A 17,415-nucleotide genomic window follows, 5' to 3' on the forward strand; every position below is an offset into this window, starting at 1 on the left:
AAAAAAAAAGATAAATTATTTTCATTTTTTGTCCTAATTTATAGTTTAGGTGTCCTTATAGTATATAGAGGGACAAAAAACATAATAAATAAAAATAAGATATATCGTTAACTAATCTGCGATTAGTTAACGAATTAATTAGTATCGAAGATACTAATTAATTAAATATCTTTTTATCATTTATCTTTTTATATTTAATACCACCACGGATAAGAAGATTACTAAATTTTATTTATCTATATCAATCATATATTGCATATTTGGGAGTAAACTTAAAGAGAAGTAAATTATTTATGTATTATTAATATCTTACCGTGTTTAATTGAATTGATTCCCTAGACAAATTAGGCTTAAACCAGAAAACGCATAATAATCTATATACAAAAAATACCTTGACTATTGCGTTTTCGTTTTATATAATGCACTTTATACATTTTTTGCAAAAAAATAATATGGTGCAATTTTGGATAGTCAGCAGAAGATGAAGTTTTACTACCATGATGTGCTACTTTTAAAATATCGATCTGTTTTAGATCACGGTGCTTCATCAATTCCATTTCAGCAGCTTCATCTATATCTCCTGTCATCAAAAGTTTATACCCATGAATGGTAAACAGTGTGACAATCGAATGATGATTTGTCTCTTCTTCTAGATGGCGATACGAATGATGCGGATTCCAGAACGACCATTCAATTCCCTGTTCAATCACTCCGCTAATCCCATCATGCGCCTGAACGATTGGAATTTTCATCTCCCTCCATAAATGAATAAGTCGTCTCTCTTCCTTTGTTTGCGCTGGAAATCCATTTCGAATCACCCGTCCAATCGGTAATTGCTTTGTTACAGCTAATAGCCCACCATAATGATCAAAATCTCCATGAGTAACAATCAGATCATCAATTCGCTGAATTCCACGGTATCGTAAAAAAGGTACAACAACTCGCATCCCCACATCAAACGTTTGACCCTGTTTCGTAAATGAAGGAAGACCACCACCATCTATTAGGATCACTCGTCCTTCATTTGTCTCAATCAGTGTAGCATCTCCTTGACCCACATCAATAAATGTAACCCTTGTCTCATGGAGAAACCAGCTAGAAGGCTGTTGGAAGATAATCAATACAATTCCGATCAAACAAAGCAAACTAATCCGATGCTGCCAATGAAAACGAATATGCTGACTAGACAGTACCCACCAAGTGACTAGCAAAAGGAAGTAATAAAAGAGACACCAGCCCAACGAGGGCGGCTCCCAACTTGCATGCCAAGTAAATAAGGGGCGAACAAATAACATGAGCTGATGTATTTGTTCAATGAGAATGCGATTCCAATCTGCAAGCCATTTACCTCCTGCCTGCCATATCAAACTGATCAATAAACTGATACAAGCAATCGGATAGAGTAAAAGAGTTAAAATCGGGGTAAGTAGAAGATTGCTGATGCAGGAAAAGATGGAGCTTTGGTAATAGTGATAAATAATGATCGGAAATGAGACAGCTTCCGCTACACAAGCAGAAATAAACCCACTCCATATGGGACCAAAACGCTCTACCAAACTAGGAACAACGATGATCAGGGCAGCCGTAACAAAGAAAGAGAGTTGAAAGCCAACATCCCAAAGCTGATAAGGATTCCAGCCTAATTGAAGTACATAGGCTGTTGCTAAAAAAGAAATAATATCTTGCCATCGACCTATGCAAATGGCAAACAACCCCAATATACCCATGATTCCAGCTCGGATAACAGGCGGCTCAGCTCCAGCGAAAATCATATATAATGGCAGCATCAGCATTAAGATGGATGCGGCTTTTTCTCTGGTGATCCGTAGCCTTCTTAACATCCAAAAGCAAACGCCAACTAATCCTGTTACATGCATGCCCGAAATGGAAATCAGATGGATAATCCCCAATTGTGAATAAAGCTGTTCCAACGAATCATCGACTTCATTTCTTTCTCCTGTGATCATACTTTTCATCAAGCCAGCCAATGACTTGGGATAGAACAGGTCTAGCTGTTGATTCACCCTTTTTCGTTGTTCATCAATCCAGTTCCAAAGATCGAAGCCGCTAGATTTGGACAACCATTGAATTTGACCGATTGATCTACTGGTAGCCACCCAGTGAATCTTTTGTCGATATAGATACTGCTGATAGTCAAAGCCGCCTGGATTACTAGCAATTTGTGGACGGTTAAAACGGATGAAAGCGATAACTTTCCGATTTCGTTTTAGCTGATTCGCTAGTTCCTGTTCTTTTTCCGTTTGAAAATAGATACTCCATAACATTCGTTCAGGCAAAATCGCTCGCCATTGATCTTTATATAGCACGCGATCTACAGATAAAATGAGTTGAACTTTCCCTTGATCATATCGTGTACCAGAAGTAATCGACCCCGAGACCATCAATTGCTTATCTTCCCAATCAGCTGCAAATTGAGAGTAATTAGCTTCCTGTGTAATCGTATAATAAAAGCCCGCTAAACCAAAAAAGCAGCAAAAAAGAGTAGGCACAATCCCTCGATAAAACCAAATATAAAGTGTGATGCCAATTAACGCTGAAAAGAGGGCTATCATCCAAAAAAAGGTTCGATTCCCCCATTCTCGATCTGCTATAACCATTCCCAGTGTTACAGCACATGCAACTACCAACATCGGGCGAAACTGAATTCCAAAATACGATAACATATTACTTACTTCGATTTATTTCCTAAAAATCCCTTTTTTATCAATCAATTCAAAACGACTGCTATACCGTAGGCAAAGTAATACCTGTTTGCTGTTGGTATTTTCCTTTTCTATCTCGGTAGGAAACTTCACACGCTTCGTCACTCTCTAAAAAGAGAACTTGACATAAACCTTCATTTGAATATATCTTCGCGGGCAATGGCGTTGTGTTTGATATTTCCAATGTCACATGACCTTCCCAACCAGGTTCAAATGGTGTCACATTGGTAATGATTCCACAACGAGCGTATGTAGATTTTCCTACACAGATCGCTAAGACGTTCTCAGGGATTCGAAAGTATTCAACTGAACGTGCCAAAGCAAAAGAGTTAGGGGGAATAATACATACATCACCTTTAAAATCGATAAAAGAATTAGAGTCAATCTGCTTGGGATCGATCACTGGATTTAAGGCGTTATGGAAAATCTTATACTCATCTGAAACTCGTAAATCATAACCAAAACTACTTAATCCAAAACTTACGCTTTCACCTTTCCCAATATTATCTTCAACAAATGGTTCGATCATCTTCTGTTCTAAAGCCATTTTACGAATCCATCGATCTGCTTTAATCGTCATTTTGCCACTCCCTATTAAAAGTCGATCTCTGCTATTTTAGCAAAAATATGCCGAACTTGAATGGGAAAGTTGATTCTGTTTTTTTGATTGATTTCCATGCTTTAATATAATTATAATCTGGTTAAAGTTATATTATTTTAAACAGGAAGGAGTGGCGGGTTTGAAACGAATTTTTTACACATTTCTGACTGCACTCTTCACCACTGCATTGATCTTCCCTTTTTATGCATCTGCCGAACCAATTGGTTCAGTCATTCAAACGATTACAGGTCCATCAGATTATATTGTATTGGATGAAACACAACCTCCTCCTCAAAATCAAGATCAAAATAAAAAGGAACAGCAAAAAGAGAAACCCGACAAAAGCGATGATTTACCCAAAGACAAGTTAGAGAAAATGATAAACAAAGCCAAAAAATCGGTTGGTGACCAAGTGGGTCTCGACTGCTCTGCTTATATCCGCAACCTGTTTAAAACACACCTGGATATCAACCCAGGCGGCGTGACAGATAATATGTATTACAACCGTTTAGTGCTTTCTGATGATGAAATTAAGAAGATCAAAGAGTCAGGCGAAATCTCTAACAAAAGCGAATTTAACAACCTGATTCTGACCGAGAAGGAGTTTAAAAAACTAAAACGCGGCGCAGTATATGCAAAAAGAGTTGCGAAGAAAGATTTACAGCCTGGAGATGTTGTGTTCTATCGCGATACCTACGATTGTGATACATGTAATATCAATCCCCATATCACTCATGTTCAGATATACGTTGGGAAATTTAAAAAAGGTGGAGAATCCTTCGACTTGATTGATACCAGTCTAGGTAACACCGTGGTCGATGGTGACTTGCTCAGCACTTATACAAAAAGCATGAAATGGTATGGAGCAAAGCGTTATTATATTAAACAATGAGAAAACCCCACTTCGTATAGGAGTGGGGTTCTCTCATTATTGACCTACTTGAATCGTGTTACTGACTTCCATCGCCTGCTTTAAATCATCACGTAAATCTTCAAAGTGCTCTAAACCAACAGAAAGGCGCAATAATCCATCGGTTATCCCATGTTGCTCACGAACCTCAGCAGGCATAGCGGCATGTGACATTAGAGCAGGGTATGAGAGAATGCTTTCTACTGCACCCAAACTAACAGCTACGATTGGCAAACGAACACGAGATAAAAGCTCTCGCACACGATTCCCACTGCCCAAGTCAAATGAGAGAACGGCTCCATGCCCATCCGCTTGACGTAACTGCTGCTGGTGCCCAGGATGACTAGATAATCCAGTATAGTATACAGACTTGACTTCCCGCTGTTGACTAAGCCATTCTGCTAATTTACCAGCTGTTTCTGAAGAGACTTTGAGGCGTGTTTGTAACGTTTTTAATCCCCTCATCACGAGCCAACAATCTTGTACTCCTAAAATCGAACCCAACGCATTTTGTAGAAAACCGATTCGTTCTCCAAGTTCTTCATTCGCAGTCACAACCAATCCTGCGACTACATCGCTATGTCCAGCAATAAACTTTGTCGCACTATGTACAACAATATCAGCATCTAACGATAACGGACGCTGTAAATAGGGTGTAAGAAAAGTATTATCAACAATCGTTAATATTTGATGTTGTTTCGCTAAATCGATCAGCTCAGGCAATGGGGAGACTTTTAACAGTGGATTTGAAGGGGTTTCGATCAATAAACCACGTGTTCGATGCTGAATGGCAGCTTTGACTTTCTCCACATCCGCTGTATCTACGAAATCCGTAGTAATTCCTAAACGTGGTAATACTTCCGATAAAACACGGTATGTTCCACCGTAGACATCCTGCGAAACAAGAAGATGATCTCCTTGTGAAAAGAGAAATAAGACAGTGGAGATTGCGGCCATACCTGAAGCAAATGCAAAGCCATGTGTTCCTTCCTCTAGTGTTGCGATTGCTTGTTCTAATGCATGTCTGGTTGGATTCCCCGACCGAGCATAATCATAGGGGCCTGGTTGATCAATTGAAAATTGATGAAATGTCGACGCTTGATAGATTGGCACACTTGCTGCTCCCGTATTGGGATCAATCTCATTACCTGTATGAAGTACTTTTGTTTCAAAATGCATAGATGCCTCACTCCTCATTTGTTGTCTAATGCTTGTTCAAGGTCAGCAATCAAATCATCGACATGTTCAATCCCAACCGACATGCGCAACAGTCGATCACATACACCAACAGCTTCACGAATTTCCACAGGAATATCGGCATGGGTTTGCGTAGCAGGATACGTAATAAAGCTTTCAACTCCACCTAAACTTTCAGCGTAGGTGATCAACTGCAATCGCCTTAAAAAAGGTTGTACCTGCTCAACATCTTGTAAACGGAAAGAAAGCATTCCTCCATCTCCATCTGCTTGAGAAGAATGAATGGCATGTCCATCTTGATCCAATGAAGGATAAAAGATGGACTCAATACATCGATGCTGTTGCAGAAAACCAACGAGTTTGGTCGCATTTCTTTGGTGCTGATCCATACGAATCGCTAATGTTTTCAAACCTCGTAATAATAGAAATGCATCAAAAGGTGCTAACGTTGCGCCAATCGTGTTATGAAGAAACCCAATTTGTTCTGTTAATTCCACTCCTTTGCTAATAATCGCACCTGCCAAGAGGTCATTATGACCCCCTAAGTACTTGGTTGCACTATGAACCACAATATCCGCTCCCAATTCAAGCGGACGTTGTAAATAAGGTGTGCAAAATGTGTTGTCCACAATGGTGAGCAAATCATGAGCTATGGCAAGTTGAGCAATCGTCCGAATATCTGTCACTTGCATCAATGGATTGGTCGGCGTTTCTACAAAGATTGCTTTTGTGTTCTGCTGAATCGCTGCCTCGACTTCGTCGATTTTACGTAAATCGATATAAGAAAACGAAAGCCCTAAACGACTTAACACCTGTTCAAATAATCTGTATGTTCCACCATACAAATCAAGTGAAACAATCAGATGATCTCCCTGTGAAAACAGACTCAACACTGTTTGGATGGCAGCCATACCCGAACTACAAGCAAACCCTCCATCTCCACCCTCCAACTCTGCTAACGTCTCCTCTAATACATGTCGGGTCGGATTTCCTGTTCTCGTATAATCATAGCCAGTACTTTGTCCATCAATATGTTCATAAGCGGTTGATAGGTAAATCGGAACATTGATCGCTCCATTCTGCCTCTCTTTTCGCGTTCCCACTTGTGTCAAACGAGTTTCTATTCGCATCCAAAAACCTCCTCAAATATCACTCTCTTTCCACCAAAAAACCCCTTCTCAGCAGAGAAGAGGTCAGATTTTATCTGTATACCATCTTCTCTCATCTCTCAGAAACCATAGTCTCTGCAGGATTTGGCACCATCCAGTAAATTAATTACCGAGGTTGCCGGGTTTCATCGGGCCAGTCCCTCCACCACTCTGGATAAGAGAATATCCATCTATTCATATTCATTTACTTGATTGTACCGAAGCTATTAATTGCTGTCAATCAATTGTCTCAAGGTTCCCTTTCTCATATAATAAAAGAAAATGCCAATAATAGAAACATACTAAACTAAAATGAATCGACCCACTAGCAGCTGTAATTAAGCAAATAACTAGGAGAGTGTAAATTGGAACTAAGAGAGCTAAAAGAAAGAACCATTATTCGATTGCGTGAACGTGGTTTTGCGATTGAGGAAATGGCAGATGTGTTACTTGAAACAATAGCAAAGGATATTCAAAACCAAACGTCGAATGGTCAAATGATCGATCGTGAGCAAGTCATCAAACGTGGGCAAGCTATCGATCGTGAGCAAGCTATCAAATATATTAGCATGGCATTTGAAAATCGAGCCGTTCTACAATCTGCTTTAGTGGGGATCAATCTTGATGTACTTGCCGAACAAGGAAAGTTAACAGAACCTTACTTATCTGTCATCCGTTCTGACTTAGGAACATTTGCCGTTGATGAAACATTGGTTGAATGGTCACTCAGTACCTGGGGAAAAAGAAATTTTGCTCTATTTGATACAATCAAATCTGGAGTCGTGCAACGAGCTGATAAAGATAAGCTACACTGTCATACCTTTGCAGATGATGTTTTAGGTATGTTTATTGCGCAAGGGTACAAGCTATACCAAAAAGATCTTGAAAACACCTTAGATGATAAAAGTGTACGATCTGTCGAAGAATTTCCCATTGATGATTCATTAATCTATAAAAATGGCATAGAACAACCACCAGAAAATGAAGATTTTAAGAAGCACAATCCAGCCAATTATCGTAATGATGTCCTAAGAGAAGCAGTAAAAAAAGAACTGGCACCTTTTGAAAAAGAACTAGAGGGATTAGCGAAAATATCCTTTGGTATGCAAAAAAAGTATATTCCTACAGTGATGCCTCGAATGGTCAAAAAAGCACAGCAAAAAGTGCTCACAAGCAAAACAGAAGTGCATGCTGCTATCTTGACTGCTATTGAACTTGATCGTCTCTATAATAAGCAACTTGAATTAGATCAACGCCCTTCATCGGAACGTGATTCAAATCAATATTACATTTTCCCAGAGCTGATGGATGAAATTAAAAACAGCCCAACATTTGCCCCTACGATCAATATTGCAGAAGGTGCTGCGGAGTTTTATGGCGTAGTTGGTCGTACCAATTTTGGTAAGTTATTACGCCCAGAGGTTCAAGAACAATTCCCTACACTAAATAGTTGTATTCCTTCATCGGAAAACAAAAGCCCATTCATGTCCAAAATGGCCCTGATGATCGTAGCTGGGACAAATGGAAAGATTGCTAGTGATTTTAAAAGAAATACAGAACGCTGGAGCAAAGACATTTTGCAGCCTTTGCAACCGATTAAAACGAAATATGATCAACTACGATCAACCCCACCAAAAAATAGGCAACCAATCATTTCTAATGCCCTTGATCAAGGTAAAAAGATGATCGACAAGATCATCACGACGAGAGCAAAAGGTAGTCGAATGAAACCGCTTGAAAAATAAGAATGGAAATTCCTGGCTCCATGTGCATACATCACCTGGAGCCTCATTTATTTTTGAAAGTGAGGAAGAAATTGATGAAATATGTTAGCTATTTGTTTATCTGTCTATTGATGTTGATTACAGCTTGCCAAAATCAAACGCCAGAGGCCCAAAAGCAATCCACTTCAACTACTCAACAAGCACAACAAAACCAAAAGAAACCAACTCAACAACCCGATGAGCAAAAGCCTGATGATCCACAAAGCAAAACAACTCCCAAACAACCATCCACTGATCAGGACAAGCCAAAACCTACTCCAAATAAAGAGCAACCGCCAACTGAGCAGGCGAGTGTAGTGGGTCTGATCGACAATATCAAAAAAATGAAGCAAGGGAAAACACTTTTACAGATTCGCAAAGATCAAGAGATTATTGGTAAGATCACTATCATTGACCAAAAGACCAATATTCGCTATGCTCATCGAAAAACACTTGTCCCTGTGACTGTCGACGATCTGCGTAAAAACCAGGCTGTATCCATATGGTGTAACGGCCCTTTTTTAAAAATATTCCCAACTCAATGTGAAGCAAAAGAAGTGGTCATCGAAGACTAATCTATTCATGATGAGTCGATTTACTTCCCCTCCATGTAAGTTAACGCTACCATTGAGTGAAACAGAGTTAAATGAGAAGCAGACGACTTAAAGGGTGGTCGTTTCGAAAAACTTGAGAGTATGAAATCATCATGAAAAGGATGTCAGCTATGCAAACACCGCCTACATTGTACTTTGAATTTGAACAAAATCCACTCATCTTTGAAAATCCAACTGAAGTCATCGTTGCTCAGCAAATTGATGAAGTATTACCTGCTATTCACCAAATTGAACAACGAGTCAAATCAGGGTGGTATGCTGCCGGTTTTATCAGTTATGAAGCGTCTCCTGCTTTTGATCCCGCTTTTTGTGTAAAAAAAGAGTCGCAACTTCCACTGCTCTGGTTTGGCATTTTTTCAGCTCCGCTCAAGCAATCCATTCAATCCACAGAAGAGAATTACTCTATATCAACATGGGAAACCGAAACCAGCCAAGCAAATTATCAAGCCGCTATCTCAACGATCAAATCACATATTGCTGCAGGTGAGAGTTATCAAGTTAATTACACATTAAGACTTTCAGCTTCTTTTCAAGGTGACGATATTTCGTATTACCAACGACTATCTCGCGCACAACAATCACAATACAGCGCATATTTAAACATAGGCAGATATCGTATTCTTTCTGCATCACCTGAACTCTTTTTTTCTTTTGATGCGCAACATGTAAAGACGCGTCCGATGAAAGGAACGATTCAACGCGGACTCACTGCCGCAGAAGATGAAAAATTAAAAAGTCAATTGCTCCATTCCGAAAAAGAACAAGCAGAAAATTGGATGATTGTAGACCTTCTGCGCAATGATTTAAGCCGAATCGCAAAACCAGGAACAGTAAAAGTAAAACAATCTCTTCAACTTGAACAATATCCTACCATTTGGACATTAACCTCGACTGTAACAGCCCAACGAAAAGAAGCAACAAAGTGGTCTGATCTGCTACATGCCCTCTTCCCTTGTGGCTCTGTTACTGGAGCCCCTAAAATAAAAACAATGGAGATTATTGATCAACTAGAAACAAGCTCTCGAGAAGTCTATTGTGGCACAATTGGTTACCTAACTCCTTCTGGAGAAGGAATATTTAACGTACCCATTCGTACTGTGTGGATTGATAATGAGCAACAAAAGGCTTTTTACGGAGTTGGGGGTGGTATTACTTGGGACTCTACTGTAACAGGCGAATATAACGAAGTTTTTCATAAAGCCGCTTATCTAACAGAAGAACGACCAGACTTCTCCTTGTTGGAGTCAATACTGCTAGAAGAAGGTACATATGCACTGCTTCCTTATCATTTGAAACGATTCGCCACATCAGCAGACTATTTTCAATTTCCATATTCAATGGAAGAAATCGAGCATAAACTTCTTTCCTTTGCAGCTACTAGACAGAAGGGCTCATGGAAAGTTCGACTCTTACTTTCATCTGAAGGTAGGATACTTATTGAAGCGGATCAGCTCTCGACTCTTCCTCAACCATGTCATGTAATGCTAGCAAAATCCCCAATCAATCGCTCGAATCGATTTCTCTATCATAAAACAACATTCCGTCAAGTTTATGATCAACAACAGAAACCGGCTGGAATCTTTGATTTATTACTATGGAATCAAGATGGAGAATGCACAGAATTTACAATTGGTAATCTTGTCATTGAGCATAATGGAAGGAAATACACACCACCTGTGTCCTCAGGATTATTGCCTGGAACATATCGACAAGCACTTCTTGAACAAGGAGAAATCTTCGAACGCATCATCTATAAAGAAGATTTAGCCAAAGCAGACCATATATGGATGATCAATAGTGTTCGTGGGTGGGTGAAAGTAAATTTACTATTAACATAAATAGTTTTATATTTTATTATAAATAATATAAAAATCAGAATTGAGAGGATGGGATGATCATTCGCCAAGTCACTTATTCCATATTCGTTTCATTCTTTTCACTTATTATTTGTCTTACTATCCCATGGGGTGCTATCGTTAAAGCAGATAATAACGACTCTCCAAACAAAAATATCGAATACCATCACACATTACCTTTTCCTTTTAAAGAAAGCCCAATTTTTAAGCAACCTCCATTTGTCATAGAGCTACCAGGTAAAAGTCCAAATTCAGCACCTCAAAATCCAGCACCAGCCAATGTAAAAGGAGAAATAGGCTCCATTGATCAGCAAACATCTAAATCAGCTTTGATTCAGATTCAATCTGGTGATGAAGTAACAGGTAATATTACTGTGACAGATCAGTCGATCATTCGTGATGCAAATCTAAAAGAAACTTTTGCTCCTTTAACATCGTCAGATCTTCAATCTGGACAAAAAGTATCCGTCTGGTGCAAAGGTCCCAATATCACCATGATTTACCCAACACAATGCATCGCAAAAGAAGTTATCATTGAGTCACATTAATGGATAAGAGCCTCGAGAATTAACGAGAGGCTCTTAGACTGACGAAAAACCCTAAGTTGAGAAAGCGAATTAGACAAAGTAGATGTATGATTCCCATGAGGAAATGGTTCGCAATGTAGCCGACTTTCAGGCGCTACAAAGTCGCGACTGTGTAGCGAAGAATAGGCGGTAGTACTGTCTGCACACTCCGTGCACAAGTTTCGCTAAGCAGCTAACGCTGCAAGTCTCACTATGACGCGACATCCGAGTTGATACCGCCCTGAGCGAGCAGTCGCGGCGCCTTGAATACACCTTCGTAGCCTGAACTGGAGGCGAAATGCGTAACCATGACTCTAGAAAACAGAGAAGTTGATACTTTGTCTACAATCTGAAGCCTCTAGAGAGTAACTAGAGGCTCTTCTTGCTATTCTTTTGTGCTTGTTTTCTTATCTTTCATTCGACTGAAAACCTGTGCCAAAATGGAACCAGAAAGGTTATGCCAGACACTAAAAATTGCACTAGGTACGGCTGCTAAAGGCGAAAAATGGGCTGTAGCGATTGCGACTCCAAGTCCCGAATTTTGCATCCCTACTTCCATCGCAACAGCTTTCTGTTTTGCTAAATCCATCCCAAACAGACGAGCAAATAAAAAACCGAGTAAAAATCCAAGGAGATTATGCAAAATAACAACAGCAAAAATCATCAACCCGGTTGCAGCTAACTTCTCTTGGCTACCAGCTACTACCCCACTTACAATCATTACAATGGCAATAACCGAAATAAGAGGTAATGCTTGTACTGCCGCTTTGGTCTGTTTGCCAAAAAATTTCTGCACGAGAAAACCGAGTGCTAACGGAATAATGATAACTTGAACAATGGAAAGGAACAACGACCAGAAGTGTATATCTACCCATTTACTAGCAAGTAACAAAATGAGTAACGGCGTTACAATAGGAGCTAAGAGTGTTGAGACAGAAGCGATCGAGACAGCAAGTGGAACATCACCCCGTGCTAAAAAGACCATTACATTCGACGCTGTACCACTTGGACAACATCCTACCAGAATAACACCAATCGCCACCTCTTTTGGTAAATCTAAAAAGGTAGCTAGTAAAAAAGCTATTAAAGGCATGACCACATAGTGCCCTACGACCCCTAAGGCAACATCTCGTGGTCGTCGGAATACTTCTTTAAAATCGTCCGCTGATATGGTAAGTCCCATTCCAAACATAACAATACCTAATAACGGGATCACATAATCGCCAATCCACTTAAATCCATCTGGATTAAAATAAGCAATAACAGCAAAAAGAAGAACCCATAAAGTAAATGTTTTCCCAGCAAATGAACTAATTTTGGAAATAATAGCCATAATCTGTTCCTCCAACTTTATTCTTTGTTTAATTTAACAGATTTGTATAATATAACATATGGCATTATTTTACAAAATGGGCTGGTATTTTATTAGCTAGAAGTAAACCATGAGACAAGCAGCTTCAAATGTTTATTTCACTTGACAGGCTTTTTTTTGTTTTTTAGAACAACTTCTTCCTGAAGAAAAGTTCCATTTCGTTTGTTGTAGAAACGAGGATCTACTATGCGAACACGATTTCCTTCATCAATAATTAAATCAAGAGGGGCCCAATCATATAAGATCTTCGCTTTTAAATGATGTTGAAATACTGATTGTAAATTTAAATGATCTGCTGAATAAAATGTCTGTAACCTCTTTGTTTTATGAAATATTGATTTTTCATTTATATCAATCCGATTCCCTACTTTGCCTACAATTTGAAAAGTATAGGGAACAAACGAAGCGGTCAATTCAACCTGATTATACTCTCTACTTTCCTGCCACTCGAACCATAATCCAAGTGAAGTCTGTAACAAAAAATGTATGAACATGAAGAGAGCAGCGACTTGGAAAATCCGACGCGCTGAAAGCTGTTTTTTATACTTGGCTATCAACCAACCTAGTAAAGCGATCCCCCAAAAAACAAAGTCGATAATTGAAATCGTCCCAATTGAGTATTTCTGAGATGAAAAAGGTACAAAATAGCCTGTTCCCCATGTATTGAACAAATCGCTTGTAATATGAATCAACACACCCAATGCCGCATAATAATAAATCTTCTTTTGCTTACTCTTCCAAATCCATCGTACACAACTTCCTATTAACCATGCCCACAATGGGACTATAAAGATAGAATGCGTCAGTCCGCGATGCCAGACAAGTTCCATCATACGACCAATTTCTGTTAAATTGATCAGAACATCGATATCTGGAATCTGATTACTCACCAGAGCTGTAAATAAAATAGCTTTCTTCTCTGCTTTACTCATATTCTCTTTTGAAATTGATTTATACATCACATAACCAAATAATCCATGTGATAAAGTATCCATGCTTTTGCTCACACCTTATCTCTCTTTTGTTCCTCCAATAGAGTCGATCTAATAAAACATGCTCCTATCTATCCTTCTACTTCCTCTTTAGGGTAGCAGATTTACGAATCTCTCACATCTATCCAGATATAGAAACAATCATGACTTTTCGCATACTCATAAGCCGATCTTACTTATCTGAAATATAGTAGACAATATAAAAAACACTCTCCATTCACACAGAGAGCAAACCTAATTTTCTATCAAATAGGGATTTTTCTTCTATGAACTTTTCTTCTGGGGAGATTCTATAATCTAAATTTTTAAACCTTAATTATAGCATGGCATCCTCTTTCTAAGATTGTCTTCTTTTTCCCCATGGTTTAAGATAAGAAATCATTGTCATAAATATCATCGCAGATAGTTGAATGATTGAAGTCATGATAATCGCAGATTGATTCCAAGCAAATTGCGAATTCACAAAACTCCCAGATTCATGAGCAAAGAGAATCATCACATTATCTGTTACCCAAGTGTTTACACCAAATGAGCCCAATACTATCACTAAGATAGTTAAGACTTCCTTTGTCATCACCCAATAATACTTCGTCAATCCCCAATGTGTCCAAATAGAAAGGATAACTCCTGAAATGAGAACACCTAATGCTGGAAAACGAATGAGATAAAGATCGATCATATGGATATGATCATAGGTCATTAATAATTCAGCTCCATCCTTTACATTCATCACATATACTCCCAATGTAAAGGTAGTTATAGATCCACTAAACCACACAAAAATCAACAATACATGTAAAATCACTAACCATTGCTTCTTTTTTTGTGATAGTCGCTGTTTTCTAGACATGAGCTAAGCTCCTTCTTGATTTTTCTAAAGATTATCAAGAAAATATGGTGATCTTATGGTGGAAATATTGATTTTATATCATTACTGATGAAGGAAGTGAGAGAAGAAACGTGAATCCAACTATACTAATTGTTGATGATGAACCAAGCGTATTGCAAACGTTACAAACCTTTCTACAAAAGGAAGGATTTCATATAATAACGGCTTCAACTGGCAAAGAGGCGCTCAAAAAAGCGAACCAATTCCAACCAAAAATTGTAATATTAGACTGGATGCTACCTGAAATGAGCGGGATTGAAGTCTGTCAAGTTCTTCGTCAAAGGGGAACATATGGCATTATTATGGTAACCGCTAAAAAGGAAGAAATTGATCGTATCATTGGTTTAGAGGTAGGAGCAGATGACTATTTGACAAAACCATTTAGTTATCGTGAGCTTGCAGCTCGTATTCGTGCATTGCTTCGTCGAATGAAAGATTCAATCCAGATTTCACCCACTATCCATTATCAGGATTTAGTAATTGATCAAAAGAAGTATTTAGTAACCAAAAAAAAGCAAATGATTGAATTAACACCAACTGAGTTTAAAATTCTATATACGTTAGCTAGTTACCCAGGAATTGTGTTTAGTCGCATGCAATTATTAGAACACGCTATTGGAGATTCTTTTTATTTTGATGAAAGAACCATAGATGGGCATATAAGTAAACTTCGCAAAAAAATCGAAGATAATCCTGCAAATCCTAAATATATTCAAACAGTTTTTGGATTTGGATACCGATTTGGTGATCCTACATGAAGCTGAGATGGAAAATTTTCTTATCAATGATGATAATCATTCTATTAATGGTAAGTTGTTTATTTATCACCTTAAAACTTTATTTCAATGAAATTAGCAATAGAAAATACTACCGGCATCATATTTATCAAATAGAAAGACTGACAAATAAATTCGAACATTATTATCTCTCCAAACACTCATGGAAAGGAGTCGAAAAACAATCAACTTTTATAACGGATCCCGAACTTCAAGATATTTTATTACAAACAGCAACACGAGATAAAATTCTCTTTATTCATGGAAATCTCTCGCCAAATACAATTCAAAAAAAAGGGCAACGATATACGTTGAAAAATAAGGGACAGGCAATAGCTTATTTATATATACTGAGTAAAAATCAGTTAAAAACGGAGGAAATCAAGGAGGATTATCAATCAATCTTTCTTTCTACTATACCGCTAGCGATTATTCTCACCCTCATTTTGGCAGTCATTGTTGCTTTTTGGTTTTCACACCAAATCACGAAACCTCTGCATTCTCTGTTCTTAGGCATACAGAAAATTTCAGATGGGGAATCTATTGAACTACATTATCCTCAGTCTAAAGACGAGATTACAGATTTACTAAACGAATTTAATCAAATGAGCAAAAAATTAGCTAGAGCTGAAAAACTAAAGAAACAGCTAATTGCTGATGTTGCTCATGAATTACGTACACCGCTAACCATCATGAAAGGTCAACTCGAGCTAATTCAACATACCAATCAAATTCCTTCACCTGAATCATTTTTATCTTTACAAGATGAAATCATGCGACTATCACGTTTAGTCGACGACCTCTTTCAATTGGCTTTATCTGATACTGGTAATTTATCGCTTAAAAAAGAAAAAATAAATCTCCTACACTTAGTTAGGAGAGTAATCCATAAGCTACAACCTATAATTGAAGGAAAAGAAATAGAGATTCAAGTGAACGCTGCTTCCTCATTTAATCCAGTCATCAATGTAGACCCTGAACGAATGATGCAAGTTTTTTATAATCTCATCGCAAACGCAATCTATTACTCAGAAACCAACAGTAATGTCACAATTAAAATCGATGAATGCAAGCTCAAACCTTCAACAATTTGTGTAGAAATACATGATAACGGTAGCGGAATTCCAGATGATGAAATTCCTTATATATTTGAACGATTTTACCGTTCAAATAAGACACAAACGCTCAATCGACGTGGAATGGGATTAGGATTAGCCATTGTAAAACAGCTAGTAAAACTGCATGGAGGAAGAATAAAAGTAAAAAGTACGCTAGGGAAAGGTAGTACATTTACTTTGTATCTCCCTAAATAACTTCGACCGGTCTGTTATTTTTGATTCTTTAGCTATTTCAGCTACATGTACTGTTGATAAAAAATACAATCTCATGAACTTGATATTGTATTTTTTTAATTCACCCAATTAACAGCCCATGTACCTTCTGATCACTACTCAGAGCCTTAACATAACTTTCTTTCACTACCTTTAATCAATTAACATTCTATCTCTTGATATATATCGTACCAAATAAAGAATCAACTTTTGGTGTTTTCTTGTCAATATTTTCTAATTTACCTTTAACACGTATCTTAATGCTTGAATTAGCCTTTGGTATATTTACTTGTATTTGATCAAATTGCTTTTTTGGTAAACTTAAAGTAAGTTTAACACCCGTTTGATCATTAAGAGTCTCCTTATTTAAATCAATGTAAGAACCTTCTACATAGGCAGCTTTTACCTCTAGAATTGAATGTTTTACAGATGTGGTTAATACTGCTTGATCTGCACTAGCTTTTGAACCAGATAACTGAGCATGTACGTTTAAGTCATTGCTTTCTTTAATTAAAAGCTCTGCATCAGTGATATCTAGTTTCACTTGCCTAATAGATTCCCCAGACTCCTCTTTGATCATATTCACTTGATCTGTGCTCAAAGAGCAGCCGACCAATCCAGTGGTAACCAAAATAATACATGTTAGAATGAGCTTAGACGCTTTCCCTTTTCTCATT

At 38.0% G+C, this 17,415-nt stretch carries 15 protein-coding genes and 1 riboswitch; of the genes, 7 read left to right on the forward strand and 8 right to left on the reverse strand.

Annotated elements, in window-relative coordinates:
- Positions 1-374: 374 nt before the first annotated feature.
- Together BUB71_RS06040 and dcd are read right to left on the reverse strand one after the other, a co-directional pair.
- Positions 375-2,684 (reverse strand): DNA internalization-related competence protein ComEC/Rec2, encoded by a 2,310-nt coding sequence (locus BUB71_RS06040; protein WP_073153862.1) that lies wholly within the window; start codon positions 2,682-2,684, stop codon positions 375-377.
- Positions 2,685-2,745: 61 nt separating this feature from the next.
- The gene (gene dcd / locus BUB71_RS06045) at positions 2,746-3,303 is read right to left on the reverse strand and encodes a dCTP deaminase (RefSeq protein WP_073153865.1); all 558 of its coding nucleotides are present in this window, start codon (positions 3,301-3,303) and stop codon (positions 2,746-2,748) included.
- Between the two features lie 160 nt (positions 3,304-3,463).
- On the opposite strand from dcd, the gene BUB71_RS06050 reads away from it, so the two are divergent.
- On the forward strand, positions 3,464-4,216 hold the full coding sequence (locus tag BUB71_RS06050; RefSeq protein ID WP_073153869.1) for an NlpC/P60 family protein: 753 nt from the start codon (positions 3,464-3,466) through the stop codon (positions 4,214-4,216).
- Positions 4,217-4,252: 36 nt separating this feature from the next.
- Here BUB71_RS06050 and BUB71_RS06055 read toward each other — a convergent pair whose 3' ends face one another.
- On the reverse strand, positions 4,253-5,413 hold the full coding sequence (locus tag BUB71_RS06055; protein WP_073153872.1) for an aminotransferase class I/II-fold pyridoxal phosphate-dependent enzyme: 1,161 nt from the start codon (positions 5,411-5,413) through the stop codon (positions 4,253-4,255).
- Between the two features lie 14 nt (positions 5,414-5,427).
- Positions 5,428-6,561 (reverse strand): aminotransferase class I/II-fold pyridoxal phosphate-dependent enzyme, encoded by a 1,134-nt coding sequence (locus tag BUB71_RS06060; RefSeq protein ID WP_073153875.1) that lies wholly within the window; start codon positions 6,559-6,561, stop codon positions 5,428-5,430.
- An 88-nt stretch (positions 6,562-6,649) separates the two neighbouring features.
- Positions 6,650-6,761, reverse strand: a riboswitch (SAM riboswitch).
- 183 nt (positions 6,762-6,944) lie between these two features.
- Between BUB71_RS06060 and BUB71_RS06065 the strand changes: the two genes are divergently transcribed.
- The 4 genes from BUB71_RS06065 to BUB71_RS06080 all read left to right on the forward strand — a co-directional run bounded on the left by BUB71_RS06065 (position 6,945) and on the right by BUB71_RS06080 (position 11,360).
- Positions 6,945-8,324, forward strand: coding sequence for a phosphatidylglycerophosphatase A (locus tag BUB71_RS06065; RefSeq protein ID WP_073153878.1), 1,380 nt, complete (start codon positions 6,945-6,947; stop codon positions 8,322-8,324).
- Between the two features lie 74 nt (positions 8,325-8,398).
- On the forward strand, positions 8,399-8,917 hold the full coding sequence (locus BUB71_RS06070; protein ID WP_073153881.1) for a hypothetical protein: 519 nt from the start codon (positions 8,399-8,401) through the stop codon (positions 8,915-8,917).
- A gap of 149 nt (positions 8,918-9,066) precedes the next feature.
- Complete coding sequence (gene pabB, locus BUB71_RS06075; protein ID WP_245815535.1) at positions 9,067-10,794, forward strand: aminodeoxychorismate synthase component I; 1,728 nt, start codon at positions 9,067-9,069, stop codon at positions 10,792-10,794.
- Between the two features lie 53 nt (positions 10,795-10,847).
- On the forward strand, positions 10,848-11,360 hold the full coding sequence (locus BUB71_RS06080; protein WP_073153889.1) for a hypothetical protein: 513 nt from the start codon (positions 10,848-10,850) through the stop codon (positions 11,358-11,360).
- 403 nt (positions 11,361-11,763) lie between these two features.
- Here the strand turns inward: BUB71_RS06080 and BUB71_RS06085 are convergent, their stop codons facing one another.
- From BUB71_RS06085 to BUB71_RS06095, 3 genes are all read right to left on the reverse strand, one after another.
- Positions 11,764-12,711, reverse strand: coding sequence for a bile acid:sodium symporter family protein (locus BUB71_RS06085; protein ID WP_073153892.1), 948 nt, complete (start codon positions 12,709-12,711; stop codon positions 11,764-11,766).
- Positions 12,712-12,848: 137 nt separating this feature from the next.
- Positions 12,849-13,757, reverse strand: coding sequence for a metal-dependent hydrolase (locus BUB71_RS06090; RefSeq protein ID WP_139278996.1), 909 nt, complete (start codon positions 13,755-13,757; stop codon positions 12,849-12,851).
- Positions 13,758-14,079: 322 nt separating this feature from the next.
- Positions 14,080-14,592 (reverse strand): hypothetical protein, encoded by a 513-nt coding sequence (locus tag BUB71_RS06095; RefSeq protein WP_073153898.1) that lies wholly within the window; start codon positions 14,590-14,592, stop codon positions 14,080-14,082.
- A gap of 110 nt (positions 14,593-14,702) precedes the next feature.
- On the opposite strand from BUB71_RS06095, the gene BUB71_RS06100 reads away from it, so the two are divergent.
- The gene (locus BUB71_RS06100) at positions 14,703-15,389 is read left to right on the forward strand and encodes a response regulator (protein ID WP_073153901.1); all 687 of its coding nucleotides are present in this window, start codon (positions 14,703-14,705) and stop codon (positions 15,387-15,389) included.
- Complete coding sequence (locus BUB71_RS06105; RefSeq protein WP_073153904.1) at positions 15,386-16,720, forward strand: sensor histidine kinase; 1,335 nt, start codon at positions 15,386-15,388, stop codon at positions 16,718-16,720. The genes BUB71_RS06100 and BUB71_RS06105 overlap by 4 nt, the downstream gene beginning before the upstream one ends.
- 187 nt (positions 16,721-16,907) lie before the next feature.
- Here BUB71_RS06105 and BUB71_RS06110 read toward each other — a convergent pair whose 3' ends face one another.
- Positions 16,908-17,414 (reverse strand): hypothetical protein, encoded by a 507-nt coding sequence (locus BUB71_RS06110; protein WP_073153907.1) that lies wholly within the window; start codon positions 17,412-17,414, stop codon positions 16,908-16,910.
- Position 17,415: the final 1 nt, after the last annotated feature.

The organism is Seinonella peptonophila, assembly GCF_900129355.1.
In the GTDB taxonomy this organism is placed as follows: Bacteria; Bacillota; Bacilli; order Thermoactinomycetales; family Thermoactinomycetaceae; genus Seinonella; species Seinonella peptonophila.